The sequence below is a fragment of the Burkholderia sp. R-40 genome (assembly GCF_049942845.1).
Taxonomy (GTDB): Bacteria; Pseudomonadota; Gammaproteobacteria; order Burkholderiales; family Burkholderiaceae; genus Burkholderia; species Burkholderia ambifaria.
The window spans coordinates 3,167,086-3,190,113 of the sequence record NZ_CP187967.1; the positions used below are offsets into that span (position 1 = coordinate 3,167,086).

The following is a 23,028-nucleotide window of genomic DNA, read 5'->3' on the forward strand; positions in this document are numbered from 1 at the left end:
GTCTTCGCGAATGGATCGCCGTTTCGCCCCGCGCCAGATGCGCGTCGTTTTGTCGCAGGTTCGCGCGCTCGCCGTGCGCGTCGTCGCGCTCGCGTTGCCGAATCGGTGCGCGCTGTGCGGCAATTTGTCACACGCCGTGATTTGCAGCGCCTGCGATGCCGCGTACTGGAATGAAGCGCGACTGCGCTGCGACGTCTGCGCGGTGCCGCTCGGCAGCGGGCGGCCGCGTCCGCACGGATCGCGGGGTCGGCATGCCGGCGTCGCGGCTTCGTTCGCCTACCGGTGCGATGCATGCCGCGCGAGCCCGCCGCCGTTCGACGCGACGCTCGCGCTCGCCGATTACCGCGCGCCGCTCGACGGGCTCGCGCGCGGGCTGAAGTTTCATGCGCGGCTCGCGCTCGGCGCCGAATTCGCGGCCCGGCTCGCGCAGCGGATCGACGACACGGACGCGCTGCGCACGGCGGGCGGCTTCGACGTGATCGCGCCGGTGCCGCTGTCGCACGGACGGCTCGTCGCGCGCGGCTACAACCAGGCGTGGGCGATCGCGCGTCCGCTCGCGCGCCGGCTCGGCGTGCGCGCCGACGCGGCACTGCTCGCGCGCGTGACCGAAACCGCGCCGCAGTCGCGGCTCGACCGGCGCGCGCGGCGCGACAACGTGATCGCCGCGTTCGCGGTGACGGACGATCTCGCCGGCCGCCACGTGGCGCTCGTCGACGACGTGATGACGTCCGGCGCGACGCTCGCGGCCGCCGCGCAGGCATTGACGGCGGCGGGCGCCGCGCGCGTGACGAATCTGGTTGCGCTGCGCACCGCCAGGGATTAATTAGATAGAGAGGCCGGCCGCCCGCACGCGGCGACGGCCATCACGAACCGGCCGGCAGGGATCGCGTGCACGTTGCGCCGCCCCGGCCGGCCCAGCCAGACCCAACCATGTTCAACGTCATCCTCGTCGCACCCGAAATTCCGCCGAACACCGGCAACGTGATCCGCCTGTGCGCCAACACCGGCGCGCGCCTGCACCTGATCGAGCCGCTCGGCTTTCCGCTCGACGACGCGAAGATGCGCCGCGCGGGCCTCGACTATCACGAGTACGCGGAAATGCGCGTGCACCGCGACTGGGACGCATTCGTCGCGGCCGAAGCGCCCGATCCCGCGCGCATGTTCGCGTTCACGACCCGCGGTTCGGGCCGCTTTCACGACCACGCGTTCGTGCCGGGCGACTGGTTCGTGTTCGGCTCGGAAACGCGCGGCCTGCCGGCCGACGTGCTCGAGCGCTTCCCGAACGAACAACGCGTGCGCCTGCCGATGCGGCCGGGCAATCGCAGCCTGAACCTGTCGAACACGGTGGCGGTGGTCGTGTTCGAGGCGTGGCGCCAGGCCGGCTTCGAAGGCGGCGCGTGACACGCCCAGCCCCACCCGCCCGGCTGCGCTAGCTGCGCGCGAGCCGCGCGCGATACAGGTCGTAGATGTCGGATGAAAAACACGCGAACACCACGCGTGCGAGGTTCGGCGCCTGCGGCAGCATGTCGACGACCGTGCCGACCGCGATGTCGACGGCCTCCTCGGCCGGATAGCGGTATATGCCGCAGCTGATCGCCGGGAATGCGATCGATGTCGCCGCAACCTCCTCGGCGAGCTCGATCGCGCGCCGGTAGCACGCGGCGAGCAGGTCGGGCTCGCCGCGCCCACCGCCGTGCCACACCGGGCCGACCGCATGAATCACGTACCGCGCCGGCAGCCCGTGGCCGCGCGTGAGCTTCGCGTCGCCGGTCGCGCAGCCACCGAGCGTGCGGCACTCGGCCAGCAGGCCCGGGCCGGCCGCGCGATGAATCGCGCCGTCGACACCGCCGCCGCCGAGCAGCGAACCGTTCGCGGCGTTGACGATCGCGTCGACGTCGAGCGTCGTGATGTCGACGCGTTGCGCGTCGAGCGTGGTGGAACCGATCCGAAGCATGACACCCTCCCGAAATGCCGGAGACTGTTCAAGCGTAGTGCGCTTTGGCGCCGCCCGCTTTGCGCGAGCGCGCGCGGCCGCAAGAAATCGGTAGGTTTCGTCGCTGTTATTCGGCGCGCGCGTCGCGCCGCAGCAGGCCGCTGACCGCATCGCGCGGTGCGACGCCGTCGAACAGCACGCCGCACACGGCTTCGGTGATCGGCATTTCGATCGATTGCGCGCGCGCGAGCGCGAGCACGGCCTGCGCGCAGCGCACGCCTTCGGCCACGTGGCCGAGCGCACCGAGGATGTCGTTCAGCGAGCGGCCGGCCGCCAGTTGCAGGCCGACCGTGCGATTGCGCGACAGGTCGCCCGTCGCGGTGAGGATCAGGTCGCCGAGGCCCGTGAGGCCCGTGAAGGTTTCCGCGCGGCCCCCGAGCGCGACGCCGAGGCGCGACATTTCCGCGAGGCCGCGCGTGACCAGCGCGGCGCGCGCGTTCAGCCCGAGCCCGAGCCCGTCGGCGATGCCCGTCGCGATCGCCAGCACGTTCTTCACCGCGCCGCCGACCTCGACGCCGACCACGTCGTCACCCGTGTAGATCCGCATCGCGCCGTGATGGAACGCGGCGAGCGTGCGCTCGCGGCATTCGGCGGACGTGCTCGCGACCGTCAGCGCGACGGGCAGCGCAAGCCCGACCTCGCGGGCGAAGCTCGGCCCCGACAGCACGCCATTGCTGTGCTGCCCCGGCAGTTCGGCCGCGATCACCTGATGCGGCAGCAGATGCGTATCGGCCTCGAAACCCTTGCAGACCCAGACGACATGCGCGGGCACGCAGCCCGCGTCGCGCATCGCGCCGAACAGCGTGCGCAGGCCGGCCACCGGCGCGGCGATCACGCACAGCGCGTCGTCCGCGGCGCCGTGCGCGAGCGCGGCGCCGAGATCGGCGTCGTAGCGCAGCGCATCGGGCAGCGCGATGCCGTCCAGATAGCGGGAATTTTCATGCCGGGCCTGCAGCCCGGCGATCAGCGCGGCGTCGCGCGCCCAGAGAAGCGTATCGTGCCGCGCGGCCAGATGGCCCGCGAGCGCGGTGCCCCAGGCACCGGCGCCGAGAACGGCTACTTTCATACCCAGCACCGGTCCGGAGTGAAACGTCAGTTCAGCGTCGTGCCATTCGGCGCGCCGTTCGGCGCACCTGCTGCGCCGGCCTGCTGCTGAAGCTGCGCGAGACGCTGCTCGTACAGCGCCTGGAAGTTGATTTCCGCCAGGTGGATCGGCGGGAAGCCCGCACGCGTGATCGCGTCGGCGATGTTCGAGCGCAGGTACGGGAACAGGATCGTCGGGCAAGCGATGCCGACGAGCGGGTCGAGCTGTTCGTCGGGAATGTTGCGAATGTCGAAAATGCCGGCCTGCTTCGCTTCGATCAGGAACGCGACCTTGTCCTTCACCTTCGCGGTGACGGTGCCCGACACGACGACTTCGAACACGCTTTCCGCCAGGCGCTCGGCCTTCACGTCGACTTCGACTTCAACCGACGGCATGTCCTGCTCGAGGAAGATCGCCGGCGAATTCGGCTGCTCGAGCGACATATCCTTCAGGTAGACGCGCTGGATGTTGAAGAACGGTTGATTTTCGACGTCGGACATGGTGTTTCCCTAAAAGTGGTGACGGGGCGGCCCGGCTTCACGCCGGCCGCCTCGGTTGGATCCTGTGCGCCCAAGCCGCGGCGCGGCCGGCGGCCATTCTGCCCTAATCAGGCGGCTTGCAGAAGCGGCAAGAGGCCGCCTTCGCGGTCGAGCTTCGACAGATCGTCGTAACCGCCGACGTGGGTCTCGCCGATATAGATCTGCGGCACCGTGCGGCGGCCCGTGCGCGTCATCATTTCGTCACGGCGGGCCGGATCGCGGTCGATCAGCACCTTCTCGATCTGCTCGACGCCGCGCAGCTTCAGCAGGCGCTCGGCCTGAATGCAATACGGACACACCTGCGTGCTGTACATCAATACCTTGCTCACTTCGCGACTCCTTGTTTGACGACCGGCATCCCGGCCTGCTGCCACGCGGCGACGCCGCCCTCGAGCACGTGCACCTCGGCATAGCCCGCCGCCTGGACCTCGCGCGCCGCCTTCTGCGACTGCTGGCCGTTCTGGCAGACGAGCAGCACCGGGGTGCTCTTGTTTTTAGCGACCTGCGCAATTTTCGCGCCGATCTCGCCGGCGGCGACCTGGCGCGCCGACGGCAGGTGGCCGGCAGCGAAGTCGGTCGCCGCGCGCAGGTCGATCACGACCGCGTTGCGGCGATTGATGAGCTGCGTCGCCTCCGCGGCCGACAGGCCGCCGCGGCCGCGACGCAGCGCGGGCCATGCAAGCAGGCCGCCGGAAACCAGCAGGATCGCGATAAGGGCCAGGTTCGTGTAATCGGTGAAGAACGTCACGGAAATCCGCCGGAAAAAGAGAAATCGGAAAAGGACAATCCCGCCATTATAAAATAACCGTCTTGCGCGATGGCGGACCCGGGCCGGGTACCGCGCGACGCGCCCCGCTTCCCTATCACTACCGACCGCAAGATCCATGTACAAACTCGTTCTCATCCGCCACGGCGAATCGACGTGGAACAAGGAAAACCGCTTCACCGGCTGGGTCGACGTCGACCTGACCGAACAGGGTCGCAACGAGGCCTACCAGGCCGGCGAATTGCTCAAGGAGGCCGGCTATACGTTCGACATCGCGTACACGTCGGTGCTCAAGCGCGCGATCCGCACGCTGTGGCACGTGCAGGACCGGATGGACCTGATGTACCTGCCGGTCGTCCACTCGTGGCGCCTGAACGAGCGCCACTACGGCGCGCTGTCGGGCCTGAACAAGGCGGAAACGGCCGCCAAGTTCGGCGACGACCAGGTGCTCGTGTGGCGCCGCAGCTACGACACGCCGCCGCCCGCGCTCGAGCCGACCGACGAACGCGCGCCGTTCAACGACCCGCGCTACGCGAAGGTGCCGCGCGAGCAACTGCCGCTCACCGAGTGCCTGAAGGACACGGTCGCGCGCGTGCTGCCGCTGTGGAACGAATCGATCGCGCCGGCCGTCCGCTCGGGCAAGCAGGTGCTGATCGCCGCGCACGGCAACTCGCTGCGCGCGCTGATCAAGTACCTCGACGGCATTTCGGACAGCGACATCGTCGGCCTGAACATCCCGAACGGCGTGCCGCTCGTGTATGAACTCGACGAAGACCTGAAGCCGATCAAGCACTACTACCTCGGCGACCAGGACGCGATCGCGAAGGCGCAGGCCGCCGTCGCGAAGCAGGGCAAGGCGGGCTGACACCCGTCACGCCCGGCAGGCCGCGTCGCGCGGCCTGTTCGGGGCCCGCCCGGGCGCGCGGCGGCGCGAACCTTCGCGGCCCCTGTGCTGTCGAATCGGCTTTCGAATCCGCTGCGCGTCCGGCGGCACCCGGCCAGGGCCCGGGGGCCGGGGCCTCGGGACCGCCGGACCTGAGCCATTTCCGCAGCGTTCCACTGAGTATTCGGACGAACAGTTATACTTGTCCGCTACATCCCCGCTACCGCCACGCGCTTCCCGACCGCACCAGACTCTCTATGCGAATGAAATTGAAGAACATCGGCCTGATTGCCGCGGGCCTCGCCACGGGCGTGTTCGCCACGCTGCAGGTTTCGGCGTCGGCCGAGCAGACCGCCACTGCGCCGCTTCCCCTCGACCAGCTCCGCCTGTTCGCGGAAGTGTTCGGCCAGATCAAGCGCGAGTACGTCGAGCCGGTCGACGACAAGAAGCTGCTGACGGCGGCGATCAAGGGCATGGTGTCGAGCCTCGACCCGCATTCGTCGTTCCTCGACAAGACCGACTATGACGAGCTGCAGGAGCAGACCAAGGGTCGCTTCGCGGGTCTCGGCATCGAGATCTCGCAGGAAGACGGCCTCGTCAAGGTGATCTCGCCGATCGAGGACACCCCCGCGTTCCGCGCCGGCATCCGTCCGGGCGACCTGATCACGCGCATCAACGACAAGCCGGTGCGCGGCATGACGCTCGACAAGGCCGTCAAGCAGATGCGCGGCGAGCCGGGCACCAAGGTCACGCTGACGATCTTCCGCAAGAGCGACGACCGCACGTTCCCGATTACGGTCACGCGCGCGGTCATCCGCGTGCAGAGCGTGAAGATGAAGCTGCTCGACCCGGGCTATGCATACATCCGGATCACGAGCTTCCAGGAGCGCACGACGCCCGATCTCGCCGCGAAGCTGCAGGACATCGCGCGCCAGCAGCCGAACCTGAAGGGCCTGATCGTCGACCTGCGCAACAACGGCGGCGGCCTGCTGCAGAGCGCGGTCGGCGTCGCCGGCGCGTTCCTGCCGCCCGACTCCGTCGTCGTGTCGACCAACGGCCAGATCCCGGATTCGAAGCAGGTCTACCGCGACACCTACGACAACTACCGCCTGCCGTCCTTCGACGGCGATCCGCTGAAGAACCTGCCGCCGGTGTTCAAGACCGTGCCGATGATCGTGCTGACGAACGCGTATTCGGCGTCCGCGTCGGAAATCGTCGCCGGCGCGCTGCAGGATGCGAAGCGCGCGCAGATCATGGGCAAGACGACGTTCGGCAAGGGCTCGGTGCAGACGGTCCGTCCGATGACGGCCGACACCGCGCTGCGCCTGACGACCGCCTACTACTACACGCCGAGCGGCCGTTCGATCCAGAACAAGGGCATCACGCCCGACGTGCCGGTCGATCAGTACGCGGACGGCGATCCGGACGACGTCCTCGTGACGCGCGAGGTCGACTACACGAACCACCTCGCGAACACGCAGGATCCGAACGAGAAGAAGGAACAGGAAGAGCGCGAGCAGCGCCGGATGGACCAGCTGCGCGTCCTCGAAGAGCAGAACGACAAGAAGACGCCGGAGCAACGCCAGAAGGACCGCGATCGCAAGCCGATCGAGTTCGGCAGCGCCGACGACTTCATGATGCAGCAGGCGCTCAACAAGCTCGAAGGCAAGCCGGTGCAGGAATCGAAGTCGCGCCTCGCCGAGAGCACGACGAAGAGCCCGGCCACCAAGGCTGCGACGCCCGCGAAGGCGTCGGGCGCGAAGGCCGCCGCACCGAAGCCCGCGTCGGCACCGCAGTAAGCGCCGGCCGGCATCCGACGGGCCATCGCGGGAAGACCGCGATGGCCCGTTTTTCATGCGCGCCTAAAATAACGCTACGTCCGCCGCCTCGCTCACGACTTCCCATGAACGACGATCAACTCCTTCGCTACTCCCGCCACATCCTCGTCGACGAAATCGGCATCGACGCGCAGCAGCGCTTCCTCGACGCGCATGCGCTGGTGGTCGGCGCGGGCGGGCTCGGCTCGCCGGCCGCGATGTATCTGGCGGCCTCCGGCGTCGGCACGATCACGCTGGTCGACGCCGACACGGTCGACCTCACGAACCTGCAGCGGCAGATCCTGCACGCGACGGCCTCCGTCGGGCGCAGCAAGGTCGAATCGGGGCGCGACACGCTCGCGCGGCTGAACCCGGAAGTGACCGTGCATGCGGTCGCGGCGCGCGTCGACGACGCGTGGCTCGACGAACACGTGCCGCAGGCGGGCGTCGTGCTCGACTGCACCGACAACTTCGCGACGCGCCATGCGATCAACCGCGCGTGCGTCGCGCACGGCGTGCCGCTCGTGTCGGGCGCCGCGCTGCGCTTCGACGGCCAGATCAGCACGTTCGACTTCCGCGACCCGGCCGCGCCCTGCTACGCGTGCGTGTTTCCGGAAGACCAGCCGTTCGAGGAAGTCGCGTGCGCGACGATGGGCGTGTTCGCGCCGACGGTCGGGATCATCGGCGCGATGCAGGCCGCCGAAGCGCTGCGCGTGATCGGCGCGATCGGCACGACGCTCAGCGGCCGGCTGATGATGCTCGATTCGCTGCGGATGGAGTGGACGACGATGAAGATCGCGCGCCAGGCCGACTGCCCCGTGTGCCAGGGCCGGCACTGACGCGCGCGATGCATGCGCCGAACGGGCGCATGCGTGACGTTTCGCTACGTTCGCGGCGGTTTCACGGCGCGGCCCGCGTCGCCTAGGCGGCCGCGTCGTCCGCGCGCGGTTCCGCGACCGCCAGCCGCTTGAGCGCCGCCTGCACTTCCTCGGGCTCGAACGCGGCCAGCACGTCGGCCGTCGGCTTCTCGAGCGCCTTCAGATGCGCGCGCAGGATCTCCTGCTTCACGACCAGCAACTGGCTCGGATGCATCGAGAACTCGGTGAGCCCCATCCCGAGCAACAGGCGCGTGAGCGTCGGATCGCCCGCCATCTCCCCGCACACCGACACCGACACGCCCGCGCGCTTCGCTTCGCGCAGCGTATAGGAGATCAGGTGCAGCACCGCCGGATGCAGCGGGTCGTACAGGTGCGCGACCGCGTTGTCCGCACGGTCGATCGCGAGCGTGTACTGGATCAGGTCGTTGGTGCCGATCGACAGGAAGTCGAAGCGCTTCAGGAACAGCGGCAGCGCGATCGCCGCGGCCGGGATCTCGATCATCGCGCCGATGCGCACGTTCGGGTCGTACGCGAGCCCCGCGTCGTCGAGCTGGCGCTTCGCCTCGCGGATCAGGTCGAGCGTCTGGTCGATTTCCTGCGCGTGCGCGAGCATCGGGATCAGGATCTTCACCTGCCCGAACGCGGACGCGCGCAGGATCGCACGCAGCTGCGTGAGAAACATCTGCGGCTCGGACAGGCTCCAGCGGATCGCGCGCAGGCCGAGCGCGGGGTTCGGCGCCGTCTCGTAGCCTTCGTCGAGCGCCTCGAGCGGCTTGTCCGCGCCGACGTCGATCGTGCGGATCGTCACCGGCATGCCCTTCATCCACTCGACCGCACGCTTGTACGCGGCGAACTGCTCCTCCTCTTCCGGCATCTCCTTCTGATGCATGAACAGGAATTCGGAGCGGAACAGCCCGACGCCGACCGCGCCGGCCTCGACGGCGGCCTTCGCGTCGTCGGGCAGCTCGATGTTCGCGTACAGCTCGATCTTGGTGCCGCACAACGTTTGCGTCGGCGAGAACTTCAGGCGCTGCAGCTTGCGCTGCTCGAGCAGCTTCTCGGACTGGCGGTACGAGTATTCCTCGAGGACGATCGGCGCGGGATCGACGATCACGATCCCCTGGTCGCCGTCGACGATGATCAGGTCGTCCTGGCGGATCAGCGCGCTCGCATGCTGGACGCCGACCGCGGCCGGAATGCCGAGGCTGCGCGCGACGATCGCCGTGTGCGACGTGCGGCCGCCGAGATCGGTGACGAACGCCTGGAACGACTGCGACTTGAACTGCATCATGTCGGCCGGCGCGATGTCGTGCGCGACGACGATCATCTCGTTCTGGCCGCGCGCGGCCGCGCGATCGAGCGCCTGCGACGCGGACGGCGCGCCGGCGAGCGCCTTCAGCACGCGCTCGACCACCTGTTCGATGTCGGCCTTGCGCTCGCGCAGGTATTCGTCCTCGATGTCGTCGAAGTGGCGCGTGAGCAGCTCGAGCTGCTCGGTCAGCGCCCATTCGACGTTGTAGCGGCGCGTGCGCACCAGATCGATGGTTTCCTGCACGAGCATCGCGTCGCTCAGGATCATCGTGTGCACGTCAATGAACGCGCCCACTTCGCTCGGGGTGTCGTCGGTCAGGTCGGCGCGCAGCGCGTTGAGTTCGCGATGCACGACTTCGCGCGCCGTGCGAAAACGCTCGACCTCGGCGTCGATCTGGTTCGCCTCGATCAGGTAATGGGCGACGTCGAGCGCCGCCGGCGCGATCAGATACGCTCGCCCGATCGCGATACCACGTGAGACGGGAATGCCATGCAGCGTGAAGGACACGCGCACCTCCTCTGTACAAGTAAAGCCGCGGCACACCGCTGCGATGCGCTTATGACCCCGGGTAGCGATTATAAATTCCGTCCCTCCATGCTGGCTGCATGCACCGCAGCATTGTGCGTTCCGCACCAATGCTCGGGACGAAAAAAATGCCGCGGAAAACGCGGCATTCTGCTCGGAAACGGCAACGATCCCGCGCGGGGATCACTGACCTTCGCCGAATTTGTCCGCGATCAGCTTGAGCAGCGCATCCATCGCTTCGCGCTCGTCGGGACCTTCGGTCTCGATCGTCACCGAGCTGCCGATGCCCGCCGCGAGCATCATCACGCCCATGATGCTTTTCGCGTTGATCTTGCGCCCGTTGCGCGTCATCCAGACTTCCGACTGGAAGTTGCCGGCCAGCTGCGTAAGCTTGGCCGATGCGCGTGCATGGAGCCCCAATTTGTTGACGATGGTGGTTTCTTGTTGAAGCATGATTCTCGGTCGGGTCGGTCGAGGCCGCCGGCGAGGTGCGGCGGCTCGGTCTAAAACGGGAAAACGGGCGGTCAGTGCGATTCGGTGCGCGGTTGCGGCTCGGGCGGAATCGGCGCGCACTGGCCGCAGCCGGCTTCGGTCGGCGGCGGCGGCGTGCCGGCCGCCACTTCATGGACACCCTTCGCGCCGCCGGACAGCGCCTTGTCGACGAGCTTGTCGAGCGGCACGGTACGGTAGCAGACGGCCCGCACCAGCATCGGCAGGTTCACGCCCGCCAGCACGCGCACGTTGTCGAGCTTCGCGAGCTGGCCCGCGATGTTCGCGGGCGTCGCGCCGTACATGTCGGTCAGCACGACGACGCCGTTCTCTTCCCTGAGCCGCGCGAGCTCCGCGTGCGCGAACGCCATCACCTGGGTGGGGTCGCTGTCCGCCAGCACGTCGATACAGCCGATGCGCGCGGGCACGCCGCCGTAGATGTGCGCGATGCAGTCCCGCAACGCGGTGGCGAGCGGCGCGTGCGCGATGATCAGAATCCCGGCCATGTCAGACCGCCTCCGGCCGCCCCTGGCGGGCCGACGCCCCGCGGCGGGGCCACGAGCATAGCGAGTATGGGAATCGTTTCATGTTCAGCCTTGCAACGGTTTCGGCCCGACCGCCGGGCCTTCGGCGCGCTGGTCGCGGCACCGGGCAAGCGGGCATTGTAGCAGGCCGGTCGAACGGCTCCGGCGACGGGGGGCCTGCGCGGCCGCCGCCGGAATTGCGCGCGACGCGGGCTACGCGGCCGCCCGCTCCAGCGCGTCGATGAACATCGCGGCGACGTCGAAACCCGTCTGCTCCATGATTTCGCGAAAGCACGTCGGGCTCGTCACGTTCACCTCGGTCAGCCAGTCGCCGATCGCGTCGAGCCCGACCAGCAGCAGCCCGCGCGCGGCGAGCACCGGCCCGAGCGTCTCGGCGATCTCGCGGTCGTGCGGCGTCAGCGGCTGCGCGACGCCCAGCCCGCCCGCGGCCAGATTGCCGCGCACCTCGCTGCCCTGCGGGATCCGCGCGAGCGAATACGGCACCGGCTCGCCCGCGATCAGCAGGATGCGCTTGTCGCCGGCCGTGATCTCCGGGATGAACTTCTGAATCATCAGCGAGCGCGTGCCGTCATGACCGAGCATCTCGATGATTGCGCCGAGATTCATCCCGTCGGCTTTCACGCGGAACACACCCATCCCGCCCATCCCGTCGAGCGGCTTCACGATCACGTCGCCGTGCGCGGCGTGGAACGCACGCAAGCGCGCGGGGTCGCGCGTGACGAGCGTCGGCGCGACGAACTGCGGAAACTCGCCGATCGCGAGCTTCTCCGAGTGATCGCGGATCGACTGAGGCTTGTTGAACACGCGTGCGCCTGCACGCTCGGCCAGCTCGAGCATCCAGGTCGCCGTCACGTACTCCATGTCGAACGGCGGATCCTTGCGCATCAGCACCGCGCCGAACGACGTCATCTGACGCGATTCATGGGCGCCCGCCTCGTACCACGGATGGCGATGCAGGTCGGCCGTGTCGCCGACGATCGTCACGCGCTGCACGTCCGCCTCGACGCCCGAGCCCGTCCATGCGAGCTGGTGCGGCTGGCATGTGTACACCGCATGCCCGCGCCGCGCGGCCTCCGCCATCATCGCGTAGGTCGAATCCTTGTAGATCTTGAAGCGCTCGAGCGGGTCGGCGATAAAGAGAATGTCCATGCGGGTCCTGTACGTAGCGAAGCCGTTACACCTGGATGGCTTCGGGATCGGTCTTTTCCAGTTCGATCGACGACGCGATCAGCGACAGGCGCGCGACGACGCCGTACATGTAGAAACGGTTCGGCGGCGCGGCGCCCGGCTTGGCGCCGGCATCCGGCAGCGCGGTGTGCTCGAAGCCGAGCGGCACGTAGTGCATGCCCGGCGCGTTCAGGTTCTGGTCGCGCTCGCGACCGCCGTGCGTGCGGTAGAAGCCGCCGACCACGTAGCGATCGATCATGTACACGACCGGCTCCGCGACTTCGTCGCCGACGCGCTCGAACGTATAGACGCCTTCCTGCACGATCACGTCGCGCACCGCGAGGCCGGCCTTCGACTCGGCCATCTGCGTGCGCTCGGCCTTCGACATGCGGCCGATCTCGGCCGCATCGTGCACGGTCATCACGCCGCGCCCGGCGGTGCCCGCGTCGGCCTTCACGACGACGTACGGCTTTTCGCTGATCCCGTATTCGCGGTACTTGCGCGCGATCTTCTTCAGCACGCCGTCGATCGCGTCGGCGAGCGCCTGCTCGCCTTCATGCGCCTGCCAGTCGACGCCTTCGACATGCGCGAAATACGGATTCACCATCCACGGATCGACGCCGACCATCTTCGCGAACTTCTTCGCGACGTCGTCGTAGCACGAGAAGTGCGTCGACTTGCGGCGCACGGCCCAGCCCGCGTGCAGCGGCGGCAGCAGATACTGCTCGTGCAGGTTTTCCAGCACGGCGGGAATCCCGGCCGACAGGTCATTGTTCAGCAGGATCGAGCACGGATCGAAATTCTTCAGGCCGAGGCGGCGCTGCGAACGCTCGAGCGGTTCGAGCACGATCTTCTGGCCGTCGGCCAGCGTGATCGGCGTCATGTCGGTGATGCTCGGATCGAGCGAGCCGAAACGCACGTTCAGGCCGGCCTGGCGCATGATCGTCGCGAGCCGCGCGACGTTTTCCAGGTAGAACGCGTTGCGGGTCGGCAGCTCGGGAATCACGAGCAGGTTCTTCGCGTCCGGGCAGATCTTCTCGATCGCGGCCATCGCGGCCTGGACGGCGAGCGGCAGCACTTCGGACGGCAGATTATTGAATGCGCCGGGGAACAGGTTCGCGTCGACGGGCGCCAGCTTGAAGCCGGCGTTGCGCAGGTCCACCGAACAATAGAACGGCGGGGTGTGTTCCTGCCATTCGAGCCTGAACCAGCGTTCGATCGCAGGCGTCGCGTCGAGGATCTTCTGCTCGAGTTCGAGCAGCGGACCGTTCAACGCGGTAACGAGGTGGGGAACCATGAATCACTCGCGAGCGGGAGAATGAAGATTGTAGAGCAATTGCTTTGCCCATTTGGGGATTGTTCCCGGCTTCACAAGGATTTGGAGGAAGTTTTCGGCTATTGACCCGATAGGTCGAAGGGTTATGCGCTGCGGCGGCACGACGCAGGAGAAAAAAACGCCCGCCGGGTGGGCGGGCCGAAATCGCTGCGCTCATTCGTGGCGGGCGCCGTCTGCGCGGCGGCCCGCCGTCATCCGTACGACTTATTCGACGTGCTCGCCGTGCAGCACCACGTCGAGGCCTTCGCGCTCTTCCTCTTCGCTCACGCGCAGGCCGATCGTCAGGTCGATCAGCTTCAGCAGCACGAAGCTCAGCACGCCGCTGTATACCAGCGTGATCAGCACGCCCTTCGCCTGCAGCAGCAGGCTGCCGTCGAAACCGCCGATGTCCTTGACCGCGAACACGCCGGTCAACAGTGCGCCGAGCACCCCGCCCACGCCGTGCACGCCGAACGCGTCGAGCGAATCGTCGTAGCCGAGCTTCGACTTGAGCCACGTCGCCGACCAGTAGCACACGACGCCGGCCGCGATGCCGATCACGAGCGCACCCGGCACACCGACGAAGCCGGCCGCCGGCGTGATCGCGACGAGACCCGCGACCGCGCCCGACACGATGCCGAGCACCGACGGCTTGCCGTGCGTGAGCCACTCGGCGAACATCCAGCCGAGCGCCGCGCAGGCCGTCGCGACTTGCGTCGTCAGCATCGCGAAGCCGGCACGGCCATCGGCTGCGACTGCCGAACCCGCGTTGAAGCCGAACCAGCCGACCCACAGCATCGAGCCGCCGATCATCGTCAGCACGAGGTTGTGCGGCGCCATCGATTCACGGCCGAAGCCGACGCGCTTGCCGAGCATCAGGCACGACACGAGGCCCGCGATACCGGCGTTGATGTGCACCACCGTGCCGCCCGCGAAGTCGAGCACGCCGTCCGCCGACAGCCAGCCGGTCGGCTCCCACACCATGTGCGCGATCGGCACGTAGACGATCAGCGACCAGAGCGTCATGAACACGAGCATCGCCGAGAACTTCATCCGGTCGGCGAACGCGCCGCAGATCAGCGCCGGCGTGATGATCGCGAACGTCATCTGGTAGACGAAGTAGACCGATTCCGGAATCGTCGTCGCCAGGTGGCTGACGGTCAGCGTGGTCGCCTTGTCGCCCTTCACGTAGGTCATCCCGTGCAGGAACACGCGCGACAGGCCGCCGATGAAGCCGTTGCCCGGCGTGAACGCGAGGCTGTAGCCGACCACCGTCCACAGCACCGTGATCAGCGCGGTGATCGCGAAGCTCTGCATCACGGTCGCGAGCACGTTCTTCTTGCGGACCATGCCCGCGTAGAACAGCGCGAGGCCGGGGATCGTCATGAACAGCACGAGCGCGGTGGACGTCAGCATCCACGCGGTGTCGCCCGCGCTGATCTTCGACGAATCGACGGAGAACGGCGCGGTCGGCGCGGTGGGTGCGGCCGGCGCGGACGCAGCCGCGGCAGCCGATGCGTCGGCGGCCGACGCGGGGGCGGCGGCAGCGGCAGGCGCCGATGCCTCGGTGGCGGCCGAAGCGGCTGCCGTTGCATCGGACGCCGTTGCGGCGGGCGCGGACGCGGCCGAAGCCGCGTCGTCCGCGAGCGCGGGGCCGACACCGGCCGCGATCAGCGAGCCTGCCATCAGCAGGGACATCAGAAGTTTGCGCATCTCGGGTTTCCTCTTGTTGCTTGTCTTTGTCTGTTACAGCGCGTCTGCGCCGGTCTCCCCGGTCCGGATCCGGATCACTTGCTCGATCGGCGTGACGAAGATCTTCCCGTCGCCGATCTTGCCGGTGCGCGCGGCCCGCTCGATCGCCTCCACCGCCTGATCGACGAGATCGTCGGACACGGCCGCCTCGATCTTCATCTTCGGCAGGAAGTCGACCACGTATTCGGCGCCGCGGTACAGCTCGGTGTGCCCTTTCTGGCGCCCGAAGCCCTTCACCTCCGTCACCGTGATGCCCGAGACGCCGAGCGCGGAGAGCGCTTCGCGCGTCTCATCGAGCTTGAACGGCTTGATGATTGCGGTAATCAGTTTCATGAAGTCCTCTCGCTGGGTGGTCCCGTCGAATTGGTTGGAATGGTGTGACGGTCTCTTCCCAGCAACTCGCATGCCATGTTTGCGCGAGGACCGTCTCGAACGGCTCCGAAAAGGGGGCGCATCACCCGTTGAAAGGTGTGGAAGCCCGGCCGAACGGTCAACGTGGGCCCAGTTTGCTGGCGCGTCGAAAGGATCGTTGCTAGAGTGCACGCACGTCCCGGTTCACCGGGCCATTCACCCATGCGGGCGCCATGCCCGGAATTCGCGCCAGCGGCGCACCATTTCCGGTCATGCGTGCATCATGGGCACGTACGCAACTGAAGATGCACATTTTTTGTGCAAGGAAGGGATATCTCATGAAGCAACCCAGCGATGTTTTCAACGACCTGCAGTCGCGCGTCAGCGACCTGCTGAAAAACTCGCCGGCCAAGGATGTCGAGCGCAACGTGAAGGCCATGCTGTCGCAAGGCTTCTCGAAACTCGATCTCGTCACGCGCGAGGAGTTCGACACGCAGGCACAGGTGCTCGCCCGCACCCGCGTGCGTCTCGAGGAACTCGAAAAGCGCGTCGCGGAACTCGAGCAGAAGCTCGCAGCGCCCCAGGCCTGACGCCCCCTGACCGACCGGTCCGGGCGCGGGCCGCCTCGTGCGGCCCGCGCCCGCCCCCCGCCAGTCGGCCAGTCGGCAAGCCGTTTCGTCGTTCTTCGCAGTCCCCCGCTCTTCGCTGTTCCTCGCTCTTCGTCGTTCCTCGCTCTTCGCAGTTCGTCGTTCCTCGTTCTTTCTCGCGCCACGCCGGCAAGCGCGCACCGATTCCTCCGATTCCCGCGGCACGCGGCCCCGAACGGCCGTTGCCCGTCCGATTCATTTACAGGAGCCTCGCCATGTCGCTCGCCGTGGTGCGCAGTCGCGCGCCGGCGGCCGGCCGCGCGCCGGACGTCACCGTCGAAGTCCATCTTGCCAACGGGTTGCCGTCGTTCTCGATCGTCGGCCTGCCCGATCTCGAAGTCCGCGAAAGCCGCGAGCGCGTGCGCGCCGCGCTGCAGAACTGCGGATTCGAATTCCCCGTGCGCCGCATCACGGTCAACCTCGCACCGGCCGACCTGCCGAAGGAGTCGGGCCGCTTCGATCTGCCGATCGCGCTCGGCATCCTCGCCGCGAACGGCCAGATCCCGGCCGACGCGCTGGCCGGCCGCGAATTCGCGGGCGAGCTGTCGCTGACCGGCGCGCTGCGGCCGATGCGCGGCGCGTTCGCGATGGCGTGCGGCGCGGCACGCGACTGGCGCGCGGGTAAAACCGGATCGGGCGTCGGTTCCGGCGCCCGGCCCGACGCGATGTCCGACGCAGCGGCCAGCCCGGCGGCCGCGTCGCGCCCGCCCGAGCTGTACCTGCCGCTCGACAGCGCCGCCGAGGCCGCGCTGGTGCCGGGCGTCACGGTGTTCGGCGCGCCCGACCTGCCCGCGCTGTGCGCGCACCTCGCCGGTGCGCCGGACGCGCGGCTCGCGCCGGTCGCGGCGCCCTGCCTCGACGGCGAGCCGGCGCCGGCCGCCCCCGATCTCGCGGACGTCATCGGCCAGCGCGGCGCCCGGCGCGCGCTCGAAGTGGCCGCCGCGGGCGGACACCACATGCTGATGATCGGGCCACCCGGCGCCGGCAAGTCGATGCTGGCCGCGCGGCTGCCGGGCCTCCTGCCGCCGCTGACCGACGACGAGGCGCTGACGTCGGCCGCGCTCCTTTCCGCGAGCCGCCTCGGCTTCTCGCCCGCGCAGTGGCGGCGGCGGCCGTTCCGTTCGCCGCATCATTCGTCGAGCGCCGCTGCATTGGTTGGCGGCCGCAATCCGCCGCAGCCGGGCGAGATCACGCTCGCGCACCTCGGCGTGCTGTTTCTCGACGAACTGCCCGAATTCGACCGGCACGTGCTGGAAATGCTGCGCGAGCCGCTGGAAGTCGGCCGCATCACGATCTCGCGCGCGGCGCAGCAGGCCGATTTCCCCGCCGCGTGCCAGTTGATCGCCGCGATGAATCCGTGCCCGTGCGGTTGGCACGGCGATCCGTCCGGGCGCTGCCGCTGCTCGCCGGACGTCGCCTCACGCTATCTGCGCAAGCTGTCGGGGCCGCTGCTCGACCGGATCGACATCCACATCGATCTGCCCGCGCTGTCGCCGGCCGAACTCGCCGCGCGCGCGACCGCGCACGGCGAATCGAGCGCCACGGTCGCCACGCGGGTCGCCCAGGCGCGCGCGCTGCAGTTCGAACGGCAGGGCAAGACGAATCACATGCTGAGCGGTCGCGAGACCGACGACCTGTGCCGCCCGACCGACGACGGCGAGCGGCTGCTGCGCGAGGCCGGCGAGCGCTTCGGCTGGTCGGCGCGCGCGTATTTCCGCGTGCTGAAGGTCGCGCGGACGATCGCCGACCTGGCCGGCGACCCGTTGCCGACGGCCGCGCAGATCGCCGAGGCAATCCGCTACCGGCGCGCGCTCACGGCGCTGTGAGCGCCCTCGGAGGACAAAATCCGGCTGTCAAGACTTGACTTATGCACAATTTAGCGAATCTGGCCCCGGATCGCCGCTCGCGAGCGGCTTGCTATCGCGAAATACGTATCCCCTTGTTTCCATTGATTTTTCTCAAATGGCACCGAAGTTGTGAAATGCACCGGAAGGCCGTCTGGTGCGGCTTTGCGCAAGATTCGCCCGACTTTTCAACAAAGTTATCCACATGCGCTGTGGATAGCTGAAAAATCCTCGCAAAATCCGGAGATTAGCGTCGAAAGCTGCGAATGAACTTTCAGTTGTCACAACGTGTCAGAGCGCCCTCGCCGGCCGGTGTCAGTCCAGTTTGAACGAGCCGAAAAACTGGTCGAGCTGTTCCTGCGCGAGCGGCCCGTCGGCGATCACGACGGCCTGATACGCATGCCGGCCGCGCGCCACGAGCCGCGCGACGATCGTCTTGTGCGCGTGGTCGCCGCCGCTGGCCGCGCCCGCGACCCGCAGCTCGAGCCCGTTTACCGCGCCGCCGGCCGCGAGCGGCACCGGCACCGAGGCCGTCTGCGGCGCGCCTTCGAGATTACGCGACAGCCCGGCGCGCAGGAACTCGAGCGCCATGCGGCGCGTGTCGTCGCGTTCGTCCGGCAGCGTGAGGGTGCCGACCGCGAATACCGCCCCGTCGACGTGCGCGGCCTGCATCCGCATCGGCATCGATGCGCCGCCCACCGCTATCGGATGGTCCTCGACGGTCGGCTTCGCCGGCAGGTCGATCGTATAGCCGGCGTCGTTGTGCAGCGTGCGCCAGTCATAGGATGGCGAGCACGCAGTCAGCGCCGCGCTCACGCACGCGAGCGCGGCGAAGTGTCGCAGCGGACGAAAAAGGGGGCGTAACGAATCGATGACTTCCTTCGGCATGGCAGGGATCGAGCAGGCAAAACGCTCATTATCCGCGAAGGCTGACACCGCGGATCCGTGGCCGCCGCCGGTGCGTGCCGCGCATTCGCGCTAAAATGAGCGCCGAATTTCGACGTCCTTTGCATCGATCCGCGTCATCGACCGACTCCGAGAGCACCAGATGAACACCACGCCTCCCGCCCAGCGCCGCACCGGCCCCGCCCGCTATATCGTGGCGGCGGTCGTCGTCGCGGCCATCGCCGTTGCCGGCTTCTTTGCGTTCAACGGCAAGTCCAGCGTGCCGGACGCCACGTTCACGCTGCTGTCGGGCCAGAAGGTGTCGACGGCCGGCGACCTGAAGGGCAAGGTCTACCTCGTCAATTTCTGGGCGACGAGCTGCGCGACCTGCATGCAGGAAATGCCGCAGATGGTCGAGACCTACAATCGCTTCAAGGGTCAGGGGCTGGAATTCGTCGCGGTCGCGATGAATTACGACCCGCCGATGTACGTCGCGAACTATGCGCAGACGCGCCAGCTGCCGTTCAAGGTCGCGCTCGACGACGGCAGCGTCGCGAAGCAGTTCGGCAACGTGCAGCTCACGCCGACGACCTTCGTCGTCGACAAGAACGGCAAGATCCTGAAGCGCTACGTCGGCGCACCGCAGTTCGCGGAACTCGACGCGCTGCTCAAGAAGGCGCTCGACGGCAACGCGGCCTGAGCGTCGCCACTCGATTCCCCTCGCAGGGCGCATGCAGCCCTGCTCCCCACAACGGACCGCACTGCGGTCCGTTCGTTTTTCAGCGCTCGGTTTCGCCTTTCGCCGACAGCCCGTAGCGCTTCATCTTCTCGTACAGCGTCGCCTTGCCGACATGCAGCCGGTCGGCCGTCGCCGCGACCGCGCCGCCCGTCTGGTTCAGCGCCTGCGCAATCACCGCGCGCTCGAACTGCTCGATGCGCTCCTTCAGCGTCTGGTCGCTCTCGGCATCGTCGCCGCTCGCGCCCGCATCCTGCGGCATGTCGGCGACGCCGAGCACGAAGCGGTCCGCCGCGTTGCGCAGCTCGCGCACGTTGCCGGGCCAGTCGCGCTGCATCAGGCTCGCGCGCTGCCGGTCGGTCAGCACGGGGGCCGGCCGCCCGTAGCGCACGGCCGCGTCGAGCATGAAGTGCTCGAACAGCGGCACGATGTCCTCGCGGCGCTCGGCGAGCGGCGGCAGCGCGATCGTCACGACGTTGAGCCGGTACAGCAGGTCGCGCCGGAACGTGCCGGCCGCGACGAGCTCGCTCATGTCGCCCTTTGCGGCCGCGACGACGCGGCAGTTCACGCGGATCGGCTGGTTCGAGCCGAGCCGCTCGAGCACGCCGTCCTGCAGCACGCGCAGCAGCTTCACCTGCAGCGCGAGCGGCATGCTTTCGATTTCGTCGAGGAACAGCGTGCCGCCGGACGCATATTCGAGCTTGCCGACGCGGCGCTTCGCGGCACCCGTAAACGCGCCGGGCTCGTAGCCGAACATCTCCGACTCGAACATCGGCTCGGGCAGCGCGCCGCAATTCACCGCGATGAACGGCTTGTCGCGACGCGGCGACAGCTCGTGCAGGCTGCGCGCGATCAGCTCCTTGCCGGCGCCCGTGTCGCCGTTGATCAGCACCGATGCGTCGGTGGGCGCGACGTTCGCGATCAGCTTGCGCACCTGTTCGATCGCCGGACTGCGGCCGATGATGCGCGGCGCGACGATGTTCTGCCCGGCCAGCTCGCGCCGCAGCGCATGGTTCTCGAGCACGAGTTCGCGCCGCTCGAGCGCGCGGCGCACGGTCTCGATCAGCCGTTCGGCCGCGAACGGCTTTTCGATGAAGTCGTACGCGCCGTCGCGCATCGCCTGTACGGCCATCGAGATGTCGCCGTGGCCGGTGACGAGGATCACCGGCACGTCGGGCACGCGCTCGCGGCACTGCGCGAGCAGGTCGAGCCCGCTCGCGCCGGGCAGCCGGATGTCGCTGACGATCACGCCGGCGGTTTCCGCGACGATCGCCTTGTCGGCCGCCTCGGCCGATTCGAACCCGACGACGTCGAACCCCGCGAGCTGGAGGCTCTGCACGCTCGCCCGGCGAACGAGCGCATCGTCTTCGATATAGATCACTTGCAGCCGGTTGGCCATCGTAGTCACTTGCTCCTGGCACGCCGCGCGGCGGGAAACGCGCGCGGCTCTCGTTGATGCCGGTCGTGCGGCGAACGGGCCCTAGTGCGAGCCCGCCGGCTCGGACAGGGAGTCCGGATGATGCGTGCGCGTGCGCCGCAGCGTCAAGACGAACAACGCGCCGCCCGACGGCGCATTGCGCGCGGTCAGCGCGCCGCCCGCGTCGCTCGCGATCGACGACGAGATCGCGAGGCCGAGCCCGAGCCCGCGCCCCATTTCCTTGGTCGTGAAGAACGGTTCGAACAAGCGCGGCAGCAGGTCGGGCGCGATGCCCGGGCCGTTGTCGCGCACCTCGACCGCCAGCGTCGCGACCGACACCGCGATCGTCACTTCGATCGCCGGCGCCGCGACACCCGCGACCGCGTCGAGCGCGTTGCCGAGCAGGTTGATCAGCACCTGTTCCAGGCGCAGGTCCTCGCAGCGGGCGACGAGGTCCGGATAATCGCGCGCGAGGTCGAGCGGCGCATCCTGCGCGGGCGACACGGTCGCATCCTGCAGCGTCAGCGTGAGCGCGACGCCGCGCAACCGTTCGCCGAGCAGCGACAGCACGCTGCGCAGCGCGCGCACGACGAGCGCCTGTTCGTTGCGTGGCTTCGCGCGGCCGACGAACAGCTTCAGCTGGTTGGTGATCTTGCCCATCCGCTCGGTCAGCGCGGCGATCGCCTCGAGGTTCTCGCGCGCGGCCGCCTGCTCGCCGCGATCGAGCAACACGCGCGTGTTGTCCGAGAAGCTGCGCAATGCCGCGAGCGGCTGGTTCAGTTCATGCGTGATGCCGGCCGCCATCTGGCCGAGCGCGGCGAGCTTGCTCGCCTGGATCAGTTCGTCGTGCGCGGCGCGCAATTCCTGTTCCGCGCGGATCCGGTCGCCGACTTCCTTCTGCAACTGCTCGTTCGCTTCCGACAGATCGGCCGTGCGTTCCTCGACGCGCCGGTTCAGCTCCGCATAAGCCTGCTGCAGCAGCGCGCGGCCGCGGATCATCTCGCGCACGCGAGCGCGGCGCATGCGCCAGTAGAACGCGAGCAACGCGACCGACACGAAGCCGAAGCCCGTGACGATGGTCGCGTTGCGCGCATCGGCGTCGATCGGTGCGATCGGCGCGAGCGTGACGAGCAGCCAGTCGGGTTCGCCGATCCGCCGCTTGCTGGCCAGGAAGCGCGGCGCGCGCAGGCCGGGGCCGAGGCGCACGATCTCCGCGTCCGCGCCGAGCACCTGCTCGACGCGCAGCGGCAGCGGCGTGACGGGCTGCTGCGCGTACTGGCGCGTTTCGTAGATCGACGCGGCGACGGGCCCCGTCAACGGATGCAGCGTGTGGTATTTCCACGCGGGCACGGACGAGAGAAACACGACGCCGTGATCGTCCGCGACGACGAGCGGCTCGGACGCGTCGGCGCCCTGGAACCATTCGAGATTGAGTTTCACGACGACGACACCCGCGATCTTGCCGTCGCGCCACACCGGCTGCGAGATGTAGTAGCCGGGGTCGCGCGAGATCGTGCCGATCCCGAAGAAGCGGCCGACCCGGCCGTTCATCGCGTCGAGGAAATAAGGACGGAAGCGGTATTCGATCCCGACGAAGCTGTCGGGCGCGCGCCAGTTGCTGGCGGCGACGCACAGGCCGTCCGCGCCGACCACGTAGGTGACGGTCGCGTGCGCGTGTTCGTTGAGGTCTTCGAGATAACGGTTCGCGCGCCCGGTGAAATCGGCGCGCTTCGGTTCGGCGAGCAGGTCCTGCACGTACGGATGGCTGCCGAGCAGATAAGGCAGCGATTCGTAGCGATCGAGCGTGCTCTTGAGCGCGTTGGTGGTGCGGTCGACCCGCACCGCGGCGTTGCGCTGCAGCTCGGCGACGCCGCGCCGCCACGTGATGGTCCACGTCAGCGCGCACGCCGCCGCGAGCGCGACGGCAAGCACGACGAGGATGAGCAGGCGGCGCTTCACGGACGTGACTTCCTGGCGATGCGGATCGCCTATTGTGTCATAGGGCTCCGCATCGCCGCCCTGGCCGCCCCGGCCGCCGCGCGGCGCGGCGGCCGCGGGCGCAACCGCCGCCTGCTCGTTCATG

Annotated in this window: 23 protein-coding genes; 8 read left to right on the forward strand and 15 right to left on the reverse strand. The window is 68.4% G+C overall.

All coding sequences use genetic code 11. The annotated features are described in order from the left end of the window. The first annotated feature begins 10 nt into the window (after nt 1–10). Nucleotides 11–823 (forward strand): ComF family protein, encoded by an 813-nt coding sequence (locus ACP26O_RS14645; protein ID WP_175665618.1) that lies wholly within the window; start codon nt 11–13, stop codon nt 821–823. 107 nt (nt 824–930) lie between these two features. Beyond that, nucleotides 931–1,401 carry a tRNA (uridine(34)/cytosine(34)/5-carboxymethylaminomethyluridine(34)-2'-O)-methyltransferase TrmL gene (gene trmL / locus ACP26O_RS14650; RefSeq protein ID WP_006752065.1) on the forward strand — a complete coding sequence of 157 codons (471 nt, stop codon included), beginning with the start codon at nt 931–933 and terminating at the stop codon, nt 1,399–1,401. Nucleotides 1,402–1,429: 28 nt separating this feature from the next. Here trmL and ACP26O_RS14655 read toward each other — a convergent pair whose 3' ends face one another. From ACP26O_RS14655 to ACP26O_RS14675, 5 genes are all read right to left on the reverse strand, one after another. After that, entirely contained in the window at nt 1,430–1,954 is a 525-nt protein-coding gene (locus ACP26O_RS14655; protein WP_175665619.1) for an O-acetyl-ADP-ribose deacetylase, read from the reverse strand. A 106-nt stretch (nt 1,955–2,060) separates the two neighbouring features. After that, the gene (locus tag ACP26O_RS14660; RefSeq protein ID WP_006752067.1) at nt 2,061–3,059 is read right to left on the reverse strand and encodes an NAD(P)H-dependent glycerol-3-phosphate dehydrogenase; all 999 of its coding nucleotides are present in this window, start codon (nt 3,057–3,059) and stop codon (nt 2,061–2,063) included. Between the two features lie 26 nt (nt 3,060–3,085). Next, nucleotides 3,086–3,577: a protein-export chaperone SecB gene (gene secB, locus ACP26O_RS14665; RefSeq protein ID WP_006752068.1), complete on the reverse strand. Its 492-nt coding sequence runs from the start codon at nt 3,575–3,577 to the stop codon at nt 3,086–3,088. A gap of 107 nt (nt 3,578–3,684) precedes the next feature. Then, a complete protein-coding gene (gene grxC / locus ACP26O_RS14670) occupies nt 3,685–3,945 on the reverse strand; it encodes a glutaredoxin 3 (RefSeq protein WP_011658009.1) in 261 nt (86 codons plus the stop codon). Further along, a complete protein-coding gene (locus ACP26O_RS14675; protein WP_011658010.1) occupies nt 3,942–4,364 on the reverse strand; it encodes a rhodanese-like domain-containing protein in 423 nt (140 codons plus the stop codon). The genes grxC and ACP26O_RS14675 overlap by 4 nt, the downstream gene beginning before the upstream one ends. 136 nt (nt 4,365–4,500) lie before the next feature. Here ACP26O_RS14675 and gpmA point away from each other — a divergent pair, with 136 nt between their 5' ends. From gpmA to ACP26O_RS14690, 3 genes are all read left to right on the forward strand, one after another. Continuing rightward, nucleotides 4,501–5,247, forward strand: a complete 747-nt coding sequence (gpmA, locus tag ACP26O_RS14680; protein ID WP_126228559.1) for a 2,3-diphosphoglycerate-dependent phosphoglycerate mutase — start codon at nt 4,501–4,503, stop codon at nt 5,245–5,247. Between the two features lie 275 nt (nt 5,248–5,522). Beyond that, entirely contained in the window at nt 5,523–7,064 is a 1,542-nt protein-coding gene (locus ACP26O_RS14685; protein ID WP_011658012.1) for a S41 family peptidase, read from the forward strand. A gap of 104 nt (nt 7,065–7,168) precedes the next feature. Then, complete coding sequence (locus tag ACP26O_RS14690) at nt 7,169–7,921, forward strand: HesA/MoeB/ThiF family protein (protein WP_175665620.1); 753 nt, start codon at nt 7,169–7,171, stop codon at nt 7,919–7,921. 82 nt (nt 7,922–8,003) lie between these two features. On the opposite strand, the gene ptsP is transcribed toward ACP26O_RS14690, so the two are convergent. From ptsP to ACP26O_RS14725, 7 genes are all read right to left on the reverse strand, one after another. Then, entirely contained in the window at nt 8,004–9,779 is a 1,776-nt protein-coding gene (ptsP, locus tag ACP26O_RS14695; RefSeq protein WP_012364778.1) for a phosphoenolpyruvate--protein phosphotransferase, read from the reverse strand. A gap of 201 nt (nt 9,780–9,980) precedes the next feature. Further along, a complete protein-coding gene (locus ACP26O_RS14700; protein ID WP_006752075.1) occupies nt 9,981–10,250 on the reverse strand; it encodes an HPr family phosphocarrier protein in 270 nt (89 codons plus the stop codon). 71 nt (nt 10,251–10,321) lie between these two features. Further along, nucleotides 10,322–10,792: a PTS sugar transporter subunit IIA gene (locus tag ACP26O_RS14705; RefSeq protein ID WP_006752076.1), complete on the reverse strand. Its 471-nt coding sequence runs from the start codon at nt 10,790–10,792 to the stop codon at nt 10,322–10,324. Between the two features lie 231 nt (nt 10,793–11,023). After that, nucleotides 11,024–11,980: a glutathione synthase gene (gshB, locus tag ACP26O_RS14710; RefSeq protein ID WP_175665621.1), complete on the reverse strand. Its 957-nt coding sequence runs from the start codon at nt 11,978–11,980 to the stop codon at nt 11,024–11,026. 25 nt (nt 11,981–12,005) lie between these two features. Further along, the gene (gshA, locus tag ACP26O_RS14715) at nt 12,006–13,295 is read right to left on the reverse strand and encodes a glutamate--cysteine ligase (protein WP_006752078.1); all 1,290 of its coding nucleotides are present in this window, start codon (nt 13,293–13,295) and stop codon (nt 12,006–12,008) included. A 243-nt stretch (nt 13,296–13,538) separates the two neighbouring features. Continuing rightward, the gene (locus ACP26O_RS14720; RefSeq protein ID WP_175665622.1) at nt 13,539–15,026 is read right to left on the reverse strand and encodes an ammonium transporter; all 1,488 of its coding nucleotides are present in this window, start codon (nt 15,024–15,026) and stop codon (nt 13,539–13,541) included. A 33-nt stretch (nt 15,027–15,059) separates the two neighbouring features. Further along, nucleotides 15,060–15,398 (reverse strand): P-II family nitrogen regulator, encoded by a 339-nt coding sequence (locus tag ACP26O_RS14725; protein WP_006398175.1) that lies wholly within the window; start codon nt 15,396–15,398, stop codon nt 15,060–15,062. A 356-nt stretch (nt 15,399–15,754) separates the two neighbouring features. Between ACP26O_RS14725 and ACP26O_RS14730 the strand changes: the two genes are divergently transcribed. Beyond that, the gene (locus ACP26O_RS14730; protein ID WP_006489451.1) at nt 15,755–16,006 is read left to right on the forward strand and encodes an accessory factor UbiK family protein; all 252 of its coding nucleotides are present in this window, start codon (nt 15,755–15,757) and stop codon (nt 16,004–16,006) included. Between the two features lie 272 nt (nt 16,007–16,278). After that, complete coding sequence (locus tag ACP26O_RS14735) at nt 16,279–17,889, forward strand: YifB family Mg chelatase-like AAA ATPase (RefSeq protein ID WP_175665623.1); 1,611 nt, start codon at nt 16,279–16,281, stop codon at nt 17,887–17,889. Nucleotides 17,890–18,222: 333 nt separating this feature from the next. On the opposite strand, the gene ACP26O_RS14740 is transcribed toward ACP26O_RS14735, so the two are convergent. Beyond that, nucleotides 18,223–18,795, reverse strand: a complete 573-nt coding sequence (locus ACP26O_RS14740; protein WP_175665624.1) for a hypothetical protein — start codon at nt 18,793–18,795, stop codon at nt 18,223–18,225. A 160-nt stretch (nt 18,796–18,955) separates the two neighbouring features. On the opposite strand from ACP26O_RS14740, the gene ACP26O_RS14745 reads away from it, so the two are divergent. Beyond that, on the forward strand, nt 18,956–19,492 hold the full coding sequence (locus ACP26O_RS14745; RefSeq protein ID WP_006754800.1) for a TlpA disulfide reductase family protein: 537 nt from the start codon (nt 18,956–18,958) through the stop codon (nt 19,490–19,492). 79 nt (nt 19,493–19,571) lie between these two features. Here ACP26O_RS14745 and ACP26O_RS14750 read toward each other — a convergent pair whose 3' ends face one another. Together ACP26O_RS14750 and ACP26O_RS14755 are read right to left on the reverse strand one after the other, a co-directional pair. Beyond that, a complete protein-coding gene (locus ACP26O_RS14750; protein WP_011658019.1) occupies nt 19,572–20,927 on the reverse strand; it encodes a sigma-54-dependent transcriptional regulator in 1,356 nt (451 codons plus the stop codon). A gap of 81 nt (nt 20,928–21,008) precedes the next feature. After that, nucleotides 21,009–23,027, reverse strand: coding sequence for a sensor histidine kinase (locus tag ACP26O_RS14755; RefSeq protein ID WP_175665625.1), 2,019 nt, complete (start codon nt 23,025–23,027; stop codon nt 21,009–21,011). Nucleotide 23,028: the final 1 nt, after the last annotated feature.